Source organism: Nocardioides nematodiphilus (genome assembly GCF_020216525.1).
Classification (GTDB): Bacteria; Actinomycetota; Actinomycetes; order Propionibacteriales; family Nocardioidaceae; genus Nocardioides; species Nocardioides nematodiphilus.
The window spans coordinates 38,138-54,708 of record NZ_JAIWOY010000002.1 but is presented as its reverse complement, the minus strand read 5'-3'; the positions used below and the strand labels follow the sequence as shown (position 1 = coordinate 54,708).

At 71.1% G+C, this 16,571-nt stretch carries 19 protein-coding genes and 1 riboswitch; of the genes, 13 read left to right on the top strand and 6 right to left on the bottom strand.

Annotated elements, in window-relative coordinates:
* The first annotated feature begins 129 nt into the window (after nucleotides 1-129).
* On the top strand, nucleotides 130-1,140 hold the full coding sequence (moaA, locus tag KSO98_RS03375; RefSeq protein WP_225283493.1) for a GTP 3',8-cyclase MoaA: 1,011 nt from the start codon (nucleotides 130-132) through the stop codon (nucleotides 1,138-1,140).
* Between the two features lie 7 nt (nucleotides 1,141-1,147).
* On the opposite strand, the gene KSO98_RS03370 is transcribed toward moaA, so the two are convergent.
* Together KSO98_RS03370 and KSO98_RS03365 are read right to left on the bottom strand one after the other, a co-directional pair.
* The gene (locus KSO98_RS03370; protein WP_225283492.1) at nucleotides 1,148-1,354 is read right to left on the bottom strand and encodes an acetone carboxylase; all 207 of its coding nucleotides are present in this window, start codon (nucleotides 1,352-1,354) and stop codon (nucleotides 1,148-1,150) included.
* Nucleotides 1,354-1,647, bottom strand: coding sequence for a DUF3099 domain-containing protein (locus KSO98_RS03365; RefSeq protein WP_225283491.1), 294 nt, complete (start codon nucleotides 1,645-1,647; stop codon nucleotides 1,354-1,356). The genes KSO98_RS03370 and KSO98_RS03365 overlap by 1 nt, the downstream gene beginning before the upstream one ends.
* A 63-nt stretch (nucleotides 1,648-1,710) precedes the next feature.
* Here KSO98_RS03365 and KSO98_RS03360 point away from each other — a divergent pair, with 63 nt between their 5' ends.
* The 7 genes from KSO98_RS03360 to KSO98_RS03330 all read left to right on the top strand — a co-directional run bounded on the left by KSO98_RS03360 (nucleotide 1,711) and on the right by KSO98_RS03330 (nucleotide 8,075).
* On the top strand, nucleotides 1,711-1,926 hold the full coding sequence (locus KSO98_RS03360) for a dodecin (RefSeq protein WP_225283490.1): 216 nt from the start codon (nucleotides 1,711-1,713) through the stop codon (nucleotides 1,924-1,926).
* 72 nt (nucleotides 1,927-1,998) lie between these two features.
* A complete protein-coding gene (locus tag KSO98_RS03355) occupies nucleotides 1,999-2,733 on the top strand; it encodes a beta-ketoacyl-ACP reductase (protein WP_225283488.1) in 735 nt (244 codons plus the stop codon).
* A gap of 29 nt (nucleotides 2,734-2,762) precedes the next feature.
* Nucleotides 2,763-3,542, top strand: a complete 780-nt coding sequence (fabI, locus tag KSO98_RS03350; protein ID WP_225283486.1) for an enoyl-ACP reductase FabI — start codon at nucleotides 2,763-2,765, stop codon at nucleotides 3,540-3,542.
* A 32-nt stretch (nucleotides 3,543-3,574) separates the two neighbouring features.
* Nucleotides 3,575-4,081 (top strand): SixA phosphatase family protein, encoded by a 507-nt coding sequence (locus tag KSO98_RS03345; RefSeq protein WP_225283485.1) that lies wholly within the window; start codon nucleotides 3,575-3,577, stop codon nucleotides 4,079-4,081.
* A gap of 54 nt (nucleotides 4,082-4,135) precedes the next feature.
* A riboswitch (cobalamin riboswitch) is annotated at nucleotides 4,136-4,273 on the top strand.
* 117 nt (nucleotides 4,274-4,390) lie between these two features.
* Nucleotides 4,391-5,440 (top strand): nicotinate-nucleotide--dimethylbenzimidazole phosphoribosyltransferase, encoded by a 1,050-nt coding sequence (cobT, locus tag KSO98_RS03340; protein WP_225283484.1) that lies wholly within the window; start codon nucleotides 4,391-4,393, stop codon nucleotides 5,438-5,440.
* Nucleotides 5,441-5,532: 92 nt separating this feature from the next.
* Nucleotides 5,533-6,963: an MFS transporter gene (locus KSO98_RS03335; RefSeq protein WP_225283483.1), complete on the top strand. Its 1,431-nt coding sequence runs from the start codon at nucleotides 5,533-5,535 to the stop codon at nucleotides 6,961-6,963.
* Nucleotides 6,964-7,133: 170 nt separating this feature from the next.
* Nucleotides 7,134-8,075 carry a hypothetical protein gene (locus KSO98_RS03330; protein WP_225283482.1) on the top strand — a complete coding sequence of 314 codons (942 nt, stop codon included), beginning with the start codon at nucleotides 7,134-7,136 and terminating at the stop codon, nucleotides 8,073-8,075.
* Nucleotides 8,076-8,549: 474 nt separating this feature from the next.
* Here the strand turns inward: KSO98_RS03330 and serB are convergent, their stop codons facing one another.
* Together serB and KSO98_RS03320 are read right to left on the bottom strand one after the other, a co-directional pair.
* Nucleotides 8,550-9,770: a phosphoserine phosphatase SerB gene (serB, locus tag KSO98_RS03325; protein WP_225283481.1), complete on the bottom strand. Its 1,221-nt coding sequence runs from the start codon at nucleotides 9,768-9,770 to the stop codon at nucleotides 8,550-8,552.
* A gap of 25 nt (nucleotides 9,771-9,795) precedes the next feature.
* Nucleotides 9,796-10,536 (bottom strand): Rv1486c family protein, encoded by a 741-nt coding sequence (locus KSO98_RS03320; protein WP_225283480.1) that lies wholly within the window; start codon nucleotides 10,534-10,536, stop codon nucleotides 9,796-9,798.
* A gap of 120 nt (nucleotides 10,537-10,656) precedes the next feature.
* Here KSO98_RS03320 and KSO98_RS03315 point away from each other — a divergent pair, with 120 nt between their 5' ends.
* From KSO98_RS03315 to KSO98_RS03305, 3 genes are read left to right on the top strand one after another with little or no spacing between them, the layout of a single operon-like run.
* Nucleotides 10,657-11,457 carry an ABC transporter ATP-binding protein gene (locus KSO98_RS03315; protein WP_225283479.1) on the top strand — a complete coding sequence of 267 codons (801 nt, stop codon included), beginning with the start codon at nucleotides 10,657-10,659 and terminating at the stop codon, nucleotides 11,455-11,457.
* A gap of 35 nt (nucleotides 11,458-11,492) precedes the next feature.
* Nucleotides 11,493-11,954, top strand: coding sequence for an NfeD family protein (locus KSO98_RS03310; protein WP_225283478.1), 462 nt, complete (start codon nucleotides 11,493-11,495; stop codon nucleotides 11,952-11,954).
* A gap of 51 nt (nucleotides 11,955-12,005) precedes the next feature.
* A complete protein-coding gene (locus KSO98_RS03305; RefSeq protein ID WP_263642348.1) occupies nucleotides 12,006-13,052 on the top strand; it encodes an SPFH domain-containing protein in 1,047 nt (348 codons plus the stop codon).
* Here the strand turns inward: KSO98_RS03305 and KSO98_RS03300 are convergent.
* Together KSO98_RS03300 and KSO98_RS03295 are read right to left on the bottom strand one after the other, a co-directional pair.
* Nucleotides 13,037-13,984, bottom strand: coding sequence for an alpha/beta hydrolase (locus tag KSO98_RS03300; protein WP_225283477.1), 948 nt, complete (start codon nucleotides 13,982-13,984; stop codon nucleotides 13,037-13,039). The two genes, KSO98_RS03305 and KSO98_RS03300, sit on opposite strands and share 16 nt — an antisense overlap.
* Nucleotides 13,981-14,688 carry a glycerophosphodiester phosphodiesterase gene (locus KSO98_RS03295; protein WP_225283476.1) on the bottom strand — a complete coding sequence of 236 codons (708 nt, stop codon included), beginning with the start codon at nucleotides 14,686-14,688 and terminating at the stop codon, nucleotides 13,981-13,983. The genes KSO98_RS03300 and KSO98_RS03295 overlap by 4 nt, the downstream gene beginning before the upstream one ends.
* A gap of 180 nt (nucleotides 14,689-14,868) precedes the next feature.
* On the opposite strand from KSO98_RS03295, the gene KSO98_RS03290 reads away from it, so the two are divergent.
* Together KSO98_RS03290 and KSO98_RS03285 are read left to right on the top strand one after the other, a co-directional pair.
* Complete coding sequence (locus tag KSO98_RS03290) at nucleotides 14,869-15,873, top strand: hypothetical protein (protein ID WP_225283473.1); 1,005 nt, start codon at nucleotides 14,869-14,871, stop codon at nucleotides 15,871-15,873.
* Nucleotides 15,866-16,501, top strand: coding sequence for a class F sortase (locus KSO98_RS03285; protein WP_225283471.1), 636 nt, complete (start codon nucleotides 15,866-15,868; stop codon nucleotides 16,499-16,501). The genes KSO98_RS03290 and KSO98_RS03285 overlap by 8 nt, the downstream gene beginning before the upstream one ends.
* The last annotated feature ends 70 nt before the right edge of the window (nucleotides 16,502-16,571 follow it).

Here is a 16,571-nt window from a genome sequence, read left to right as displayed (position 1 = left end):
CGAGGCTAACCGCTGATCCTGAGTCCCCGATGATCGGCACCGGGCTCACCGCAGCGCACCGCCCGCCGGCTCGCTGGCCGGGCTCGCACGGGCAGGCTCGGCGGCCTCGCCCCCTACGCCTAGACTGGGGTGGTGGAGACGACACCGCTCACCGATCGCTACGGCCGCGTGGCATCCGACCTGCGGATCTCCCTGACGGACAAGTGCAATCTCCGGTGCAGCTACTGCATGCCGGCCGAGGGCCTGGACTGGCTGCCCAACGAGCGGCTGCTGAGCGACGACGAGATCGTCCGGCTCGCCGCCATCGCGGTGCAGCGGCTGGGCGTCCGCGAGATCCGGTTCACCGGTGGTGAGCCGCTGGTACGACGTGGGCTGGTCGACATCGTCGCCCGGACCCGCGCCGTCGACCCCTCCGTGGAGCTGTCCGTGACCACCAACGGCCTCGGGCTCGCCAAGCTGGCGCGGCCGCTCGCCGACGCCGGCCTGAGCCGGGTCAACGTCTCACTCGACACCGTCCGGCCCGAGACGTTCGCGACCATCACGCGCCGCGACCGGCTGCACGACGTCGTCGAGGGCCTCGAGGCCGCCGCCGAGGCGGGCCTGGGGCCGATCAAGATCAACGCGGTCCTGCTGCGCGACGTCAACGACGACCAGGCCGCCGAGCTGCTCGAGTGGTGCGTCACGCGCGGCTACCAGCTGCGCTTCATCGAGCAGATGCCGCTCGACGCCCAGCACGGCTGGTCGCGCGAGGGCATGGTGACCGCCGACGAGACGTTCGAGCGGCTGGAGAAGGAGTTCACCCTCACCCCGGCCCACGAGCCTCGGGGGAGCGCCCCGGCGGAGCTCTTCCATGTCGACGGCGGCGCCGGCGTGGTCGGCACGGTGGGCGTGATCGCCTCGGTGACCCGCCCGTTCTGCGGCGACTGCGACCGGGTGCGGCTCACCGCCGACGGCCAGGTCCGCAACTGCCTCTTCGCCCGCGAGGAGTCCGACCTCCGTACGGCCTTGCGCAACGGCGCCTCCGACGAGGAGCTCGCGTCGCGCTGGGTCACCGCGATGGCCGGCAAGCTCCCCGGCCACGGCATCGACGATCCGACGTTCCTGCAGCCCGACCGCCCGATGTCGGCGATCGGCGGCTGACGAGCCGTCAGCGGGGCTGCAGCGTCCCGTCGTGCGGGCCGGTCTCCTGCAGGAACCCGCGCGCGCTGAGGAACGCGCTCAGCGAGTCCTTGTGCTCGTCGCAGGCGAGCCAGATCTTGCGGCGGTCCGGCGTGTGGATCTTCGGGTTGTTCCACGACAGCGCCCAGGTGGCGGGCGCGCGGCATCCCTTCGAGGAGCAGACGTCCGGCTCCATCAGTCGAGCTCGTTGTGGTGGTAGTGCGTGTCCAGGAGGTCCATCTCGGTCTGGCCCTTGGTGTTGGCGGCGTTGGCCATCACCACGCCCACGTACGGCAGGAAGATCGCGCCGACCATGAAGAACGGCCAGACCCAGTTCCAGCCCTGTACGCCCGTGAAGACCGCGCCGAGGAAGCAGGCCGTACGGATCGCCATCGCGATCAGGTAGCGCTTCTGCCGCTTCGCGATGTCCACCTCGCGACTCTCCGCCGCCGTGGTGATGCGGATCGGCTGTTCATGCGCCCTTGCCATACCGATGATCCTACGTCCGCCCGCGCCCGCAGACGTGGCCGGCACCGACGCTAGTCTCAGGACATGACCAACCGCACCTACCGCGTCACCGAAGTCGTCGGCACCTCTCCCGAGGGCATCGACGCCGCCATCCGCAACGCCGTCGAGCGTGCCTCCAAGACCCTGCGCCACATCGACTGGTTCGAGATGACCCAGGTCCGTGGCCAGGTCAAGGACGGCGCCGTCGAGCACTTCCAGGTCGGGCTCAAGCTCGGTTTCCGGCTCGAGGACGAGGCCTGAGAGACTCCTCACACGAGCGATTACCCGCAGGTAGGTAGGCGTACCTGCGGGTAATCGTTAGCGTCGCCAGTCGTGAGTGATTCCCCGCAGGTTTCCGTGCCCGCCCCCCGCTCGGTGCTCGTCACCGGCGGCAACCGCGGCATCGGCCGCGCCATCGCCGAGGCGTTCATCGCCCAGGGCGACAAGGTCGCAGTGACCACGCGCAACGGCGGCGCGCCCGACGGCGCGCTCGGCGTGCGCTGCGACATCACCGACCCCGAGCAGGTCGACGCGGCCTTCGCGCAGATCGAGGAGGCCCACGGACCCGTCGAGGTGCTGGTCGCCAATGCCGGCATCACCAACGACACCCTCATCCTGCGGATGGGCGAGGACGACTGGTCCTCGGTCATCGACACCAACCTGACCGGCTCGTACCGCCTCGCGAAGCGCGCCGCCAAGGGCATGCTGCGCCTCAAGCGCGGTCGCCTCATCTTCATCTCCTCGGTCGTCGGTCTGCTCGGCAGCGCGGGCCAGGCCAACTACGCCGCCTCCAAGTCCGGCCTCGTCGGTCTCGCGCGCTCGCTGGCCCGCGAGCTCGGCTCCCGCTCGATCACCGCGAACGTCGTCGCACCCGGCTTCATCAGCACCGACATGACCGACGTGCTCAGCGACGAGCAGAAGGGCGCGATCAAGCAGCAGGTCCCGCTGGGCCGCTACGGCGACGCCGCCGAGATCGCCAACGCGGTCACCTGGCTCGCCAGCCCGAACGCCGGCTACGTCACCGGGGCCGTCATCCCGGTCGACGGCGGCCTCGGCATGGGCCACTGAGCTTCTTCCTCCTCTGAAAGGCACGTGAAATGGGACTTCTCGACGGCAAGACGATCCTGGTCGCCGGCGTCACGATGGACAGCTCGATCGGCTTCGCGGTCGCGAAGGTCGCCCAGGAGCAGGGCGCGACCGTCCTGATCTCCAACTTCGGCCGGGCACTCTCGATCACCAAGCGGATCGCCAAGCGCCTTCCGGTCGAGCCGCCCGTGCTCGACCTCGACGTCACCAACCAGGAGCACCTGGACGGCCTCGCCGACCAGATCCGTGAGCACCTCGGCGCCGAGGCCAAGCTCGACGGCGTCGTGCACTCGATCGCGTACGGCAACCCCGAGACCCTGCTCGGCGGCAAGTTCCTGACCGGTCCGTGGGAGGACGTCGCGCAGGCCGTGCAGGTGTCCGCGTACTCCCTCAAGAGCCTCGCCATCGCGGTCCAGCCGCTGATGACGCAGGGCGCCGGCATCGTCGGCCTCACCTTCGACGCCACGGTCGCCTGGCCCGCGTACGACTGGATGGGCGTGGCCAAGGCCGCGCTCGAGTCCACCAACCGCTACCTGGCCCGCGACCTCGGCCCGCAGGGCATCCGGGTCAACCTGGTCTCCGCCGGTCCGCTCAAGACGCTCGCCGCCAAGGCGATCCCCGGCTTCGAGGAGATCGACGAGGCGTGGGGTACGCGCGCGCCGCTCGGCTGGGACAACACCGACCAGATCCCGACCGCCAAGACCGTCTGCGCGCTGCTGAGCGACTTCTTCCCGGCCACCACGGGCGAGATCGTGCACGTCGACGGCGGCTACCACGCGATGGGTGCCTGACCCGGAGGCCCACAGGCCTTAGGGTCGACCGCATGCGGACCCTCGTCATCATGCGGCACGCCAAGGCCGAGGCCTCGGCGCCCACCGACTTCGAGCGACGGCTCACCGATCGCGGCCACGCCGATGCCCTCGAGGCCGGCGGCTGGCTGGCGGAGCGCGTGGCCGCGCCGGATGACGCGCTCGTCTCCGGCGCGGCCCGCACCTCCGAGACCTGGGAGGACGTCGCGACCGGTGCGGGCTGGGACCTCGACGTCGCCCAGCACGTCGACGCCCTCTACAGCGCGGGCAGTGACGCCACGCTCGACCTGATCCGCGATACCGACGACACGACCCAGACGCTGGTGGTGATCGGGCACAACCCGACGGTCGGCATGCTCGCCCAGCTCCTCGACGACGGCAACGGCGACGAGGAGGCCAGCATCGACCTGGTCAGCGGCTTCCCGACCTCCGCCGTCGCGGTCTTCGAGGTGGACGGCGATTGGGACGAGCTCGAGGAGGCCGGCGGCACGCTGGTCGCCTACCACGTCGGTCGAGGCTGATCCGGGACGCTATCGTTGCGGCCGTAAGGCGAGAGGTGCCCCAACGGCCCACCCATCGGAGACGGTGGCGACGGTGGCTGGGGAGAATCTGGGAAGCCGGTGAGACTCCGGCACAGGCCCGCTGCGGTAATCCCGGCTCTGATCCGTCAGAGACCGGGTGAGTCCGAAGACCGGCCTCCCGCCAGTTCACGCGGTCAGGCCCGTCCGCGTGGCGAATCCGAGCGGGAGCCTCACCGACCTCACAGCGATCCCTCGTCTGCTGTCCGCGGCCGGGTGCCTTCCGCGCCACCCGCACCGAAGGACATCCGCATGACACTCCCGACCTCGATCGCCGCCCCTTCCGCCGCCGTCCGTGCGGAGGCCGCCGAGCGTCTCGCCGGACTCGCCACCCCGCCCGGGGCCCTCGGCCGACTCGGAGAGCTCGGCGTCTGGGTCGCCGCGACCCAGGGCCAGGTCCCGCCGGCACCGGTCGAGGACGTACGGATGGTGATCTTCGCCGGCGACCACGGCGTCGCCGCCCACGGCGTCTCGGCCTTCCCGGCCGAGATCACCGGCGCGATGGTCCGCACCTTCCTCGTCGGCCGCTCCGGCGCGTGCGCGATCGCACGCGCCCACGGCGTGAGCGTACGGGTGCTCGACCTCGGCGTCGACGAGGAGTTCGCCGACCTCGCCGACGACGTACGAGCCGCGCTGCAGGCGCACAAGGTGCGCCGCGGCTCGGGGGCGATCCACCTCGAGGACGCGCTCAGCGCAGAGGAGACGCAGGCGGCGCTGGCGGCCGGCGCGGCGGTCGCGCGTGAGGAGATCGCCGCAGGCGCACAGCTGCTGATCAGCGGCGACATGGGCATCGGCAACACCACGCCGGCAGCGACGATGATCGCCGCCGCGCTCGGCCTGCCCGCCGCGGAGGTCGTCGGTCGCGGGACCGGTGTCGACGACGCCGGTCTGAGCCGCAAGACCGAGATCGTCGACGCGGCGATCCAGCGTGCGGGGGAGCGCCTCGAGGACCCGATCCAGACCCTCCAGGCGGTCAGCAGCGCCGACCTCGCCGCCACCGTCGGCTTCATGCTCGAGGCCGCGAACGCCGGCGTACCCGTGCTCCTCGACGGGCTGATGAGTGTCGCGTGCGCCCTCACCGCCGACCGGATCGCGCCCGGCGCGGCCGCCTGGTTCGCCGCCGGGCATCGCTCCACCGAGCCGGCGCAGTCGCTCGCGCTGTCGACGATGGGTCTGGAGCCGCTGCTCGACCTCGGGCTGCGCCTCGGGGAGGGCTCCGGAGCGGTGGCGGCCGTACCCGTCGTCCGCAGTGCCGCCGCGCTGCTGCGTGACGTCGCGCTGCTCTCGGAGCTGATGCCCTGATCCCCGCCTCGATCGCGCGAGGTGTCCGCCGCTTTCTCTTCTTTACTCGCTGGCTGTAGGTTGTCGCGGTCAACCAATTGGGAAGGCCCTTCATGCAGCACCAGCCGACCGGCGTCAACGACGCCGAGATCGCCTCGCACACCTCGCCGGGTCGCGCCCGGCTCGAGCTCCTCGTCGTCGGCCTGGGTGCCCTCGTCGTCTCGCTCGCCCAGTCGCTGCTGATCCCGGTGCTCGGTGAGCTGCCTGCCGATCTGCACACCAGCTCGAGCAACGTGAGCTGGCTGCTGACCTCGACCCTGCTCGTGGGCGCCGTCTCGGTGCCGGTGATGGGTCGCCTGGGCGACATGTTCGGCAAGCGGCTCCTGCTCCTCGTCGCGATCGGCGCGCTCGTCGCCGGCTCGCTGCTGACCGCGCTGACCTCCAACGTCCCGCTCCTGATCGCCGGCCGCGCCGTCCAGGGCATGTCGTCGGCGGCGATCCCGCTCGGCATCTCGCTGCTCGCAGGCCTGCTGCCCAAGGAGCGCGTCGGCAGCGCCGTCGCGCTGATCAGCGCCATGCTCGGTGTCGGCGGCGCGCTCGGCCTGCCGCTGGCCGGCCTGGTCGCGGAGCACGCCGACTTCCATGCCCTCTTCTGGATCACGTCGGGCGTGGGCCTGCTCGCGTTCATCGGCATCCTCACCATCGTCCCCGAGTCGCCGAACCGCGCCGGCGGCAAGGTCGACATCCTCGGCACCGTGATCCTCGCCGGAGGACTCGTGTGCCTGCTGCTGCCGCTGAGCCAGGGCTCGCAGTGGGGCTGGGGCTCGGGCCGCGTGTGGACGCTGCTGGGCTCGTCCGTCGTACTGCTCGTCGTGTTCGTGTGGTCGCAGACCCGGATCAAGCAGCCGCTGGTCGACCTGGTCGCGCTGCGCCGCAAGCCGATCATCCTGGCGAACCTGGCCTCGATCCTGTTCGGCTTCGCGCTCTTCGCCTCCTTCATCGGCACGGCGGCGTACGTCGAGGCGCCGGAGGCGACCGGCTACGGCTTCGGCTCCTCCCTGGTCGTCGGCGGACTGGCGATGCTGCCCAGTGGTCTGATGATGCTGCTCTTCGCGCCGGTCGCGGCCAAGCTGATCGGCTCGCGAGGCGGGCCGCAGACGCTGTCCCTCGGCGCGATCATCGTCGCGGCGGGCTTCGTCTTCCGGATGACGGTCCACGCCGAGCTGTGGCACATCATCGTCGGCTCGACGATCATCGGCATCGGGACCGGCATCGGCTACGCCGCGCTGCCGTCGATCATCAACGCGAACACCCCCGTCCACGAGCTCGCGGCGGCCAACGGGCTCAACTCGCTGGCGCGGTCCCTCGGCAGCTCGCTGGCCAGCGCCATCGGCAGCAGCATCCTGGCCGGCAGCGTGATCATGGTGGGCGACTTCGCGCTGCCGTCACTCGACGCGTACCGCGAGCTGTTCCTGATGTGCGCGATCGCCGCAGCGCTCGCCGCCGCGGTCGCGGTCGGCATCCCGCACCGTCGTACGGCTTGAGGCTCACCCCCAGCCGCAAAAGGTCACCGTGACCGTTGGCGACGAGAGTGACCGTTCTGAAGGGTCACTCTCGGGCCAAAGGGTCACGGTGACCTTTTGGCGTCCGGGTCTTATCCACAGATCCCGACTCCGGGCTACCGAACCGGCGGGCGATGGCAGAGCCTCGATGCATGACCACCGTGCCCACGCCGCGAGAGCTGCTCGTCTCGAGTCGGGTCCGCCGGCTTGAGGGCGGGGAGCCGCCGCATCTCGACCGCGACCTGAAGCGGGTGCGACGTGGCTACTACCGCCCGGCCGCGATGCCGCTGACGCCTCAGGACGACTACCTGCTGCGCATCCAGGCGGCCGTCGAGGCGCGGACGGAGCCGATGGTGATCTGCGACGAGTCAGCCGCGGCGCTGTGGGGTGCACCCCTTCTCAAGATCGATGGCGCCCTGGTCCATACGAACCGGGCGGGCAAGGCGCGCCGTACGGCTGCCGGTGTGCTCGTCCATCGCCGGGCCCTCGCCGAGGAGGACGTCGCCGAGGTCGCCGGCCTCCGGGTGGTGTCCCGCGAATGGACCGCCATCCACCTGGCCGCGAAGCTGCCACTTCCCCGGGTCCTGCTGCCGCTCGATCACCTGGTTGCCGCGCTGAACCCGGAGCCTGCGAGCGATCCATCGGCCAGAGGCACCGTGGAGCGCCTGGTCGCGATGATCCCGAAGGGGATGCGCGGCGGGGACAAGGCCCGCAAGCATCTGCTGGCTGCCGACGCGCGTTCCGGTTCGGCCGGCGAGAGCCTGAGCCGAGGGCAGATGCATCTGCTCGGCGTCCCACTGCCCGACCTCCAGGTCGCATTCCCGCGCGGCGGGGACGTCGGTGGGTCCGACATCGTCGACTTCGACTGGCCGGAGCTGGGCGTCTTCGGAGAGTTCGACGGCAGGGGCAAGTACTTCCGCAGCGAGATCAACGGCGGTCGCTCGCCAGAGGACGTGCTCTGGGACGAGAAGCAACGTGAGGACCGCGTACGGCACCATCGCCCACGTGCCGTGCGCTGGGGCTGGGACGTCGCGCTGCGTCGAGACCTGCTCGCGACTGTCCTCGGCGAGGCCGGGATCCGCGCGCGGGGCTGACGTGGCTGCGCGCCCTCCAAAAGGTCACGGTGACCTTTTGGGCCGAGGGTGACCGTTGCGAAGGGTCACGTTCGCCTCAAACGGTCACGGTGACCTCTTGGGCCGAGGGTGACCATTGCGAAGGGTCACGTTCGCCTCAAACGGTCACGGTGACCTTTTGGCCGAGGGTGACCGTTGCGAAGGGTCACGTTCGCCTCAAACGGTCACGGTGACCTCTTGGGCCGAGGGTGACCATTGCGAAGGGTCACGTTCGCCTCAAACGGTCACGGTGACCTTTTGGCCGAGGGTGACCGTTGCGAAGGGTCACGTTCGCCTCAAACGGTCACGGTGACCTCTTGGGCCGAGGGTGACCGTTGCGAGGGGTCACGTTCGCCTCAAACGGTCACGGTGACCTCTTGGGCCGAGGGTGACCGTTGCGAAAGGTCACTCCCACCTCAAACAGTCACGGTGACCTTTTGGCGAGGCGCAAGCACCTCAGAGCACAGGTGCCGGAGTGACGATGCCGGCCTCGGCGTCGGCGGCCTCGATCTCCTCGCGGGTGATGCCCAGCAGGTACATGATCGTGTCCAGGTACGGCACGTTGACGGCCGTGTGCGCCGCGGCCCGTACGGCCGGCTTGGCGTTGTAGGCCACGCCCAGGCCGGCGGCGGCCAGCATGTCGAGATCGTTGGCGCCGTCGCCGATGGCGATGGTGGCCGACTGGGGCAGGCCCAGCTCGGTGGCGTACTCGCGCAGCGCCTCGGCCTTGGCGGCGCGGTCGACGACCTTGCCGACGACGTTGCCGGTCAGCACGCCGTCCACGATCTCGAGCTCGTTGGCGCGGGCGTAGTGGATGCCGAGGTCCTCGGCGAGGCGGTCGGTGATCTGCGAGAAGCCGCCGGAGACGATCGCGAAGCGGTAGCCGAGCCGACGCAGCGTCCGGACCATCGTGCGTGCGCCCGGGTTGAGCTGGATCGACTCGTAGACCTGGTCCAGCGCGGAGGCGGGCACGCCCTTCAGCAGCGCCACGCGGGCGCGCAGCGACTCCTCGAAGTCCAGCTCGCCGCGCATGGCGGCCTCGGTGACCCGGGCGACCTCGTCCTCGCAGCCGGCGTGGGCGGCGATCATCTCGATCACCTCGCCGTCGATGAGGGTCGAGTCGACGTCCATCACGATCAGCTTCTGGCCGCGGCGCTGGATGTTCTCCGGTTGGACGGCGATGTCGATGCCCTGCGCGGCGGCCTCGACGGCCAGCTCGGTGCGCAGCACCTCCTGCGAGGCGCCCGAGACGTGCAGGTCGAACGCGGTGACCGGGTAGCGCGCCATCCGGACGATCTGGTCGATGTTGGCGCCAGCGGAGGCGATCCGGCGGGTGACCGCGGCCATCGCGGCGGCCTTGAGCGGCATGCCGAGCACGGTGACGTGGGCACGCTCACGGGAGCGGCGCGGGGTGTCGCCGGTCCCGGGCTCGATCTCGACCGACATCTCGAGCGCGTGGGCGGTCTCCTCGATCGCGGTGCGCAGCGCGTCGGCGGAGGCGGCGTCGGCGGGAGCGGTGACCAGCAGGCCGAGCACGAGCCGCCCGCGGAGCACGATCTGCTCCAGGTCGACCACGTCGACTCCGGCGAGCGCCAGGGTGGCGAGGGTCGAGGACGTCACGCCGGGCCGGTCACGGCCGGTGAGCGTGATCAGCAGGGTGTCGGGTGCTTCAGCCATGGCGCGGCCAAGACTATCGGCAGAACTAGCCAGGCCAGACTTCCGGAGACCCCGAGGCGGTGAGCGCGCGGCGGGCCGCCCGGTCGAGGGGGAGCAGCGCGTCGCGCCGGGCGTTCATCTCGTACGCGGACAGCGCGGCGCCGTCGTCCTCGAGCGCCAGCTCGACGATCTCGGCGGCCTGCAGGCCGCGCTCGGCGAGGTCGACGCAACGCTCGGGCGCGCCGGGCGGGGCGGCGAGATGGGTGCGATGACGCAGGTTCATCAGCCGGTCGGCGACCTCGGGGCGCCACTTGGCCACATCGAGGTCGGCGAGGGTCTGGGTCGTCTCGACGAGCGCGGCCCGCAGACCGCGATCGGCCTCGCCCACGTCCGGCAGCTGCCGGCGCTGAGCCGCGTACGCGTGCCAGGTGAGCACCGCGCCGACCCGCACGGGCACGAGCCCGATGCCCGCATCGGTCACGACCGCCTCGCCGGCCTCGAGGGCGGCGTGGTTGAAGGCGGGCGGACCGCCGAGACCGACCGCGTCGCCTTCGGCCGGATACGCGACGCCCAGCGTGGAGGCGCCCTCCGCGCGCAGTCGCCCGAGCCCGCCGACGAGCGTCTCGGCGGCCTCGGAGTCGGTGAGCCCGAGGGTGGCGAGACCGGCGATGGTGTGGGTCGCGTCGTCGTCGATCACCGCGTCGAGCATCAGGTCGGTGACGACCTGGCCGCGCAGCCAGGCCGTACCCCACCAGGCGAGGCGGAGTGCGGGCGGGGCGGGAGTCACGGCCCGGACCCTAGCGCGCTGCGCGCGCTGGCTCCATCGCTCGCCGGCTCGATCGCTCGCGGCAACCGGGCGCAAGTGCCCGATGCGCTCGCTCCGTCGCCCAGTCGATACCTTTACGCCATGGCCGCTGTCCTCGATCTCGTCGACGTCACCGTCCGCCGCGGGCAGAGCCTGCTGCTCGACACCGTGAGCTGGCGGGTCGAGGAGGACGAGCGCTGGGTCATCCTCGGCCCCAACGGCGCAGGCAAGACCACCCTGATGCAGATCGCGGCCGCGCAGATGCACCCGACCTCCGGCACCGTCGACATCCTCGAGGAGCGCCTGGGCCGCGTCGACCTCAGCGAGATCCGACCGCGCATCGGCGTCACCAGTGCCGCCCTCGCCGGGCGCATCCCCAACGACGAGACCGTGCGCGACGTCATCGTCACCGCGTCGTACGGCATCTACGGCCGCTGGCGCGAGCAGTACGACGAGATCGACCACGAGCGCGCTGAGTCGCTGCTCGTGGAGGTCGGCATCGCGCACCTCGCCGAGCGCCAGTTCGGCACCTTGTCCGAGGGGGAGCGCAAGCGTGTCCAGATCGCCCGCGCGCTGATGGTCGACCCGGAGCTGCTGCTGCTCGACGAGCCTGCCGCGGGCCTCGACCTCGGTGGCCGCGAGGACCTGGTCTCGACGCTCTCGACGCTGGCCTACGACCCCGACTCGCCGGCCACGGTCCTGGTCAGCCATCACGTCGAGGAGATCCCGCCGGGCTTCACCCACGTGCTCATGCTGCGCCGCGGTCAGCTGATCGCCGCCGGCCTGATCGACACCGAGCTCACCGAGGCCAACCTGTCGCGTACGTTCGGCATGCCGCTGGTCCTCGACCGGGCCGACGGACGCTACTCGGCCCGTCGACGAGCACCTCGTCGCGCTGTCTGACCCCACCGCGTGGTCCGCCGGTCTAGTGTCGGATCATGGAGTGGCTGGGCGACAACCAATGGGCGGGGTGGCTCGGGCTCTCGATCATCCTCACGATCTGTGAGCTGGCGAGTCTCGACCTGATCCTGGAGATGTTCGCGGTCGGCGCGCTGGCGGCGATGTTGACCTCGTTCGCCACCGACAGCCTGGCCGTCCAGGTCGTCGTCTTCGCGATCGCCTCGGTCGCCATGCTCGCGGTGGTCCGACCCGGCGTGGTCGCGATGCTGCACGCCGGCCCGGACCTCGTCCTCGGCGCCGCCGGCCTGCTCGGCAAGCAGGTCGTGATCTCCGAGCGTTTGAGTGCCGCCACGCCGGGGCAGATCAAGATCGACGGCTCGTACTGGACGGCGCTCCCGTACGACGACACGCTCGTCATCCCTGCCGGGAGCACCGTCGAAGTGCTGCGGATCAAGGGCGCCACCGCATACGTTCATCCTGTTGCGACGTTGGAGAGCTGAGGAGCAATCGTGGAGATCCTGATCCTGCTCGCACTGATCGTGCTGTTTGCGATGGTGCTGCTGGCCAAGACGGTCAAGATCGTGCCGCAGGCACGTGCCGGGATCGTCGAGCGGTTCGGCAAGTACAAGGCGACGCTCAACCCCGGCCTCAACGTGATCGTGCCGTTCATCGACAACCTTCGCTACAAGGCCGACCTGCGCGAGCAGGTCGTCACCTTCCCGCCGCAGCCGGTCATCACCGAGGACAACCTGACCGTCTCGATCGACACGGTCATCTACTTCCAGATCATCGACCCGGTCGCCGCGACGTACGAGATCGCGAACTACATCACCGCGGTCGAGCAGCTCACCATGACCACCCTGCGCAACATCGCCGGCGGGATGGACCTCGAGCAGACGCTGACCAGCCGTGAGCGCATCAACAGCGGGCTCGCGACCGTCCTCGACGAGGCCACCGGCCGCTGGGGCATCAAGGTCAAGCGCGTCGAGGTGAAGAGCATCGACCCGCCGGCCTCCATCAAGGACGCGATGGAGAAGCAGATGCGCGCTGACCGCGACAAGCGCGCGCTCATCCTCACCGCGGAGGGTCAGCGTCAGTCCGCGATCCTCACCGCAGAGGGCAACAAGCAGTCCGCCATCCTCAACGCCGAGGGTGCGCGCGAGTCGCAGATCCTGTCGGCGCAGGGTGACCGTGAGGCCGCGATCCTGCGTGCCCAGGGTGAGGGTCAGGCCATCCAGACCGTGTTCCAGGCGATCCACGACGGGCAGCCGGACCAGTCGCTGCTGGCCTACCAGTACCTCCAGCTGCTCCCGCAGATCGCCCAGGGCGACGCCAACAAGCTCTGGATCCTGCCCAGCGAGTTCACCAAGACGATCGAGGGTCTCGGGTCGACGCTCAACGCGACGCTCGGCGTGCCTCGCAAGGCCGCCGGTGACTTCAAGCGCGTCGACCTGGGCCCGGGTGCCGGGGAGGCCCAGCTCAGCAGCAGTGGCGAGGCCGACGCCGCCGTCCAGCAGGCGATCGCCGAGGCCTCCGCTGTCGCCCAGCCCGTGGCCCCGCCGGTCGCGCCGGCGGAGCCGGATCAGCCCTCCACGTAGGCCGTCAGCCAGCGGCCGATCTCCTCGTACGCCTTCGCGCGCACCGGGGGCGCCGAGAGCACGACGTCGTGCTTGGCGCCCTCGATGGCCGCGTACGTGACGTGCGGGCCGATCGCGGTCGACCAGCGCCGGATCTGGGCGACGTCGAGGACGATGTCGGAGCCGTGCACGATCTCGTCCACGGTCCCGTCGGGCGCCGGGTGGGCCGAGGTGCCCGAGGAGAGCACCAACACGGGGGCGCGCACGTCGAGGCCGGCATGCACCGCGGCGTGGCCGGCGCGGATCGCGCGCAGCCAGCCGGCGTGCACGGTGAAGGACTCGACCGGCTTCCAGACCAGGTTGAAGTCCCACTCGCCCTCGTGGTCGCGGTGCAACGAGCGGGTGTAGAAGCCCGAGACGGAGCGCGGGATGACCCGCATGGGCTGCAGCTTGCCGAGCCGGTTGATCACGGGGGTGCCGAGCAGCCGGACGGCCGCGGGACCCTGCATGTCGAGCCACGGCGAGTTGAGGAACATGCCGGCCAGGCCGTCGGGCTGGCGGTCGTCGACCCACAGCGGCGTGGTCAGGCCACCGGTGGAGTGGCCGGTGACGATGACGGCGTCGTGGTCGGCACGGATCCGCTGCCAGACCTCGTCGAGAACGGGGTAGTAGTCGCGCAGGTCGGTGGTGAAGTTCGGGGTCTGGTGCGGCAGCATCGAGCGGCCGTACTTCGGCAGGTCGACGGCGTAGAAGTCGTAGCCGTGGTCGGTCCACCACTGGGCGTACTCGGTCTGGAAGAAGTAGTCGGCGAAGCCGTGCACGTGCAGCACGGCCTTGCGCGTCGGGGAGTCCGCGGCGCGGCGTACGAGGGTCGCGACGACCGGGCCCTCGTGATCGTCGGGGAGAGGGATCGTCTCGGCGGTGTAGGGCGCACCCAGTACGTCGATGGTCACGACGGCATCCTCTCAGGCGCCCGGACGTCGAGGGCCCGAGCGGGGTGGTTCGTGGTCACCATCCAGGCCCGGCCGGGCCGCAGCCACCAGCGCAGCAGCCGGGTGTCGTCGACGGTCCACACGAGGAGGTCGAGTCCGCGACGGGCCGCGAGACGGCGCAGGGTGATCGCGGCGAGGACGTGGTGCGCGCACAGCACGTCGGCGCGTGCGGCGGCATAGCGCCGCCACGGGAAGAGCTGGCGGCGCAGCGAGACGAGCGCGCGCAGCGGCGGCAGCCCGCTCAGGGAGGTGCCGGTGGACAGCCCGACGCGGATCGGGTGGCCGTGCAGGTCGGCCCAGTCCCGCAGCCGGCGCGCGCCGATGACCGACCCGGTGGTCACGACGATCCGGTCGGCGGGGATGACGCGCAACGCGCCCTCCGTCGCCTCGATCTCGTAGCCCTCGGCCTTGAGGTCGATGTGCGCGCCGGCCCGCCCGGCCAGGCGCTCGAGGACGCTGGCGTACGGGAGCAGCTCCACCCCGTCGCCGGGCTCGTCGTGGGTGACGACCAGGGTGCCGTCGGTCAGGCGGCGCACATCGAACTCGACGTAGTCGACGCCACCCGCGGCGGATCTCAAGGACAGCGAGTGCTCGAGGGCGTGGAGCCCGTTCTGGCTCGCAGGGTCATCGCCGGCGCCGCACCGGTGTGCGCTGATCAGGACCACATCCGGAACCTAGCAACTGCCTCCGTGCGGACGTGATCGGCGTCACCCGTTTGCGTTAGATCCTTTCGGGCAACTGCACGCCCGGGGAGGTCGGCTTCGACCTTGAGGATGAGAAATGAAGCCGCACTCGGACGGCCCGCGCGAGGCACCCTCGCAACGGCATCCGTCCTTCTTGCAGCAGTGATCGGGGCCGGCAGCGCGACCGCGGCACCGGGCGGGAACAACGGGCGTCACCTCGGGCAGAACCCGACGGCTGCGCCTGCGCCGCACGGCTCCGTCGTACGGAGCCAGCAGGCTACAGCGGCCCAGGACAAGGCCCCGGGGAAGGCCAAGGCCCAGGCCGCGAAGAGCGCGAAGGCCACCGCGCAGGCGGCCAAGAAGAACGACAAGCCCAGCAAGCCCGCAGGGAAGGGCCAGGGCAACACGAACCCGGCGTCGAGCGTCCGCGGGGGCGGGGGAGACCCGCCCGGAAACAACGGGACCGTGAAGATCGCCGCGCTCGGCGATCTCGACCGGATCCCGAACAACACCCCGCACCCGGGCTGCTCGTTCGAGGTCCAGTGGTACGGCTTCGATGGTGGCTCGGACGTGGTCTCGACCGTCTCGTTCACGCCGCAGGCCCCTACCCGCGACGTGACGATCAACGTCGACGGCCCGACGAGCGTGCCGGTGGGCGGGGACGCCGCGAGCGGTGCGGGCACCGCGACCGGCCTGGATGCCGTCCAGGCCTACACGCTGAGCTTCTCCGGCGGCGCGCCGGCCAAGCAGGGCTATCACGTGCGCCTCACCGTCGCGACGCCGCGCTCGCTGGGCAACGACACCAAGACGAAGGTGTTCTGGGTCGAGCCGTGCGATGCCGCCCCGGCTGCACCGCAGGCCACGCCGGCATCCATCGTGGGACCGGGTCCCCGTCCGGACGCGCCCGGCACGCCTGGCGCGACGCCGGCCGCAGCACCGGCCGCGATCGCGGGTCCGCTTGCCGACGTCGGCTCGTCCGCCGACGCCGCCACGCCGGTGCCGGGACGGGTGGGCACGCCTTCCGCGGGTGTGCCGACGGCCATCGACGCCGGGGAGCGACGCAACGCGCTCGCCCGGGCGGTGAGCTCGCCGTGGGGCATCGGACTCATCGCCGGTGGCGGTGTGCTGGTCGCCCTGGGCGCAGTGGTGGCACGGCGCCGTGTCTGAGCGGGCCCCCGGTCGCCACGGCAGGCTGATCCTCAGCCTGGGCCTCGTGGTGGCCGGGGCCCTCGCGGTGATCGCCGGCCTGGTCCTGCACGGACGGGAGCACGAACAGGACCGGTCGGCGTCGCCGTCGAGGAGCATCTCGCCCAGTCCGGAGATCGGGACGAGCGCCACGCCGCACCTGGCGCGCCCGGTGCCCGGTGCGCCGGCCCGGATCCGGATCCCGGCGCTGCACGTCGACGCCCCGGTCCTCCCGGTGCACGCCCCCGACAGCACCCTGATCCCGCCGAGCGACCCGATGAAGCTCGGCTGGTGGGCCGATGGGGCCGAGCCGGGATCGCGCCACGGGGCGGTGCTGGTCGCCGGGCACACGGTCCACAACGGCGACGGCGCCCTCGACCCGCTCGGCACCCTGCGCGCCGGTTCCTCGGTCGTCGTCCGCACCGCGAACGGGGAGCGCCTGCGCTACCGGGCCCGCTCGGTGCGCACGTACTCCAAGGGCAGCATCGCCGACCAGGCGCAGCGGCTCTTCGCCCAGCACGGCCCCGAGCGCCTCGTCCTCGTGACGTGCACGGACTGGGACGGCACCCGGTACCTGAGCAACACGGTCGTGGTCGCCGTGCCCGCCTAACGCACGCCGCTCACCGGGGGGTCTGCGGGAGGTAGGGAATAGCCTGGCATCGCCGTCGGTTCTGGCGGAT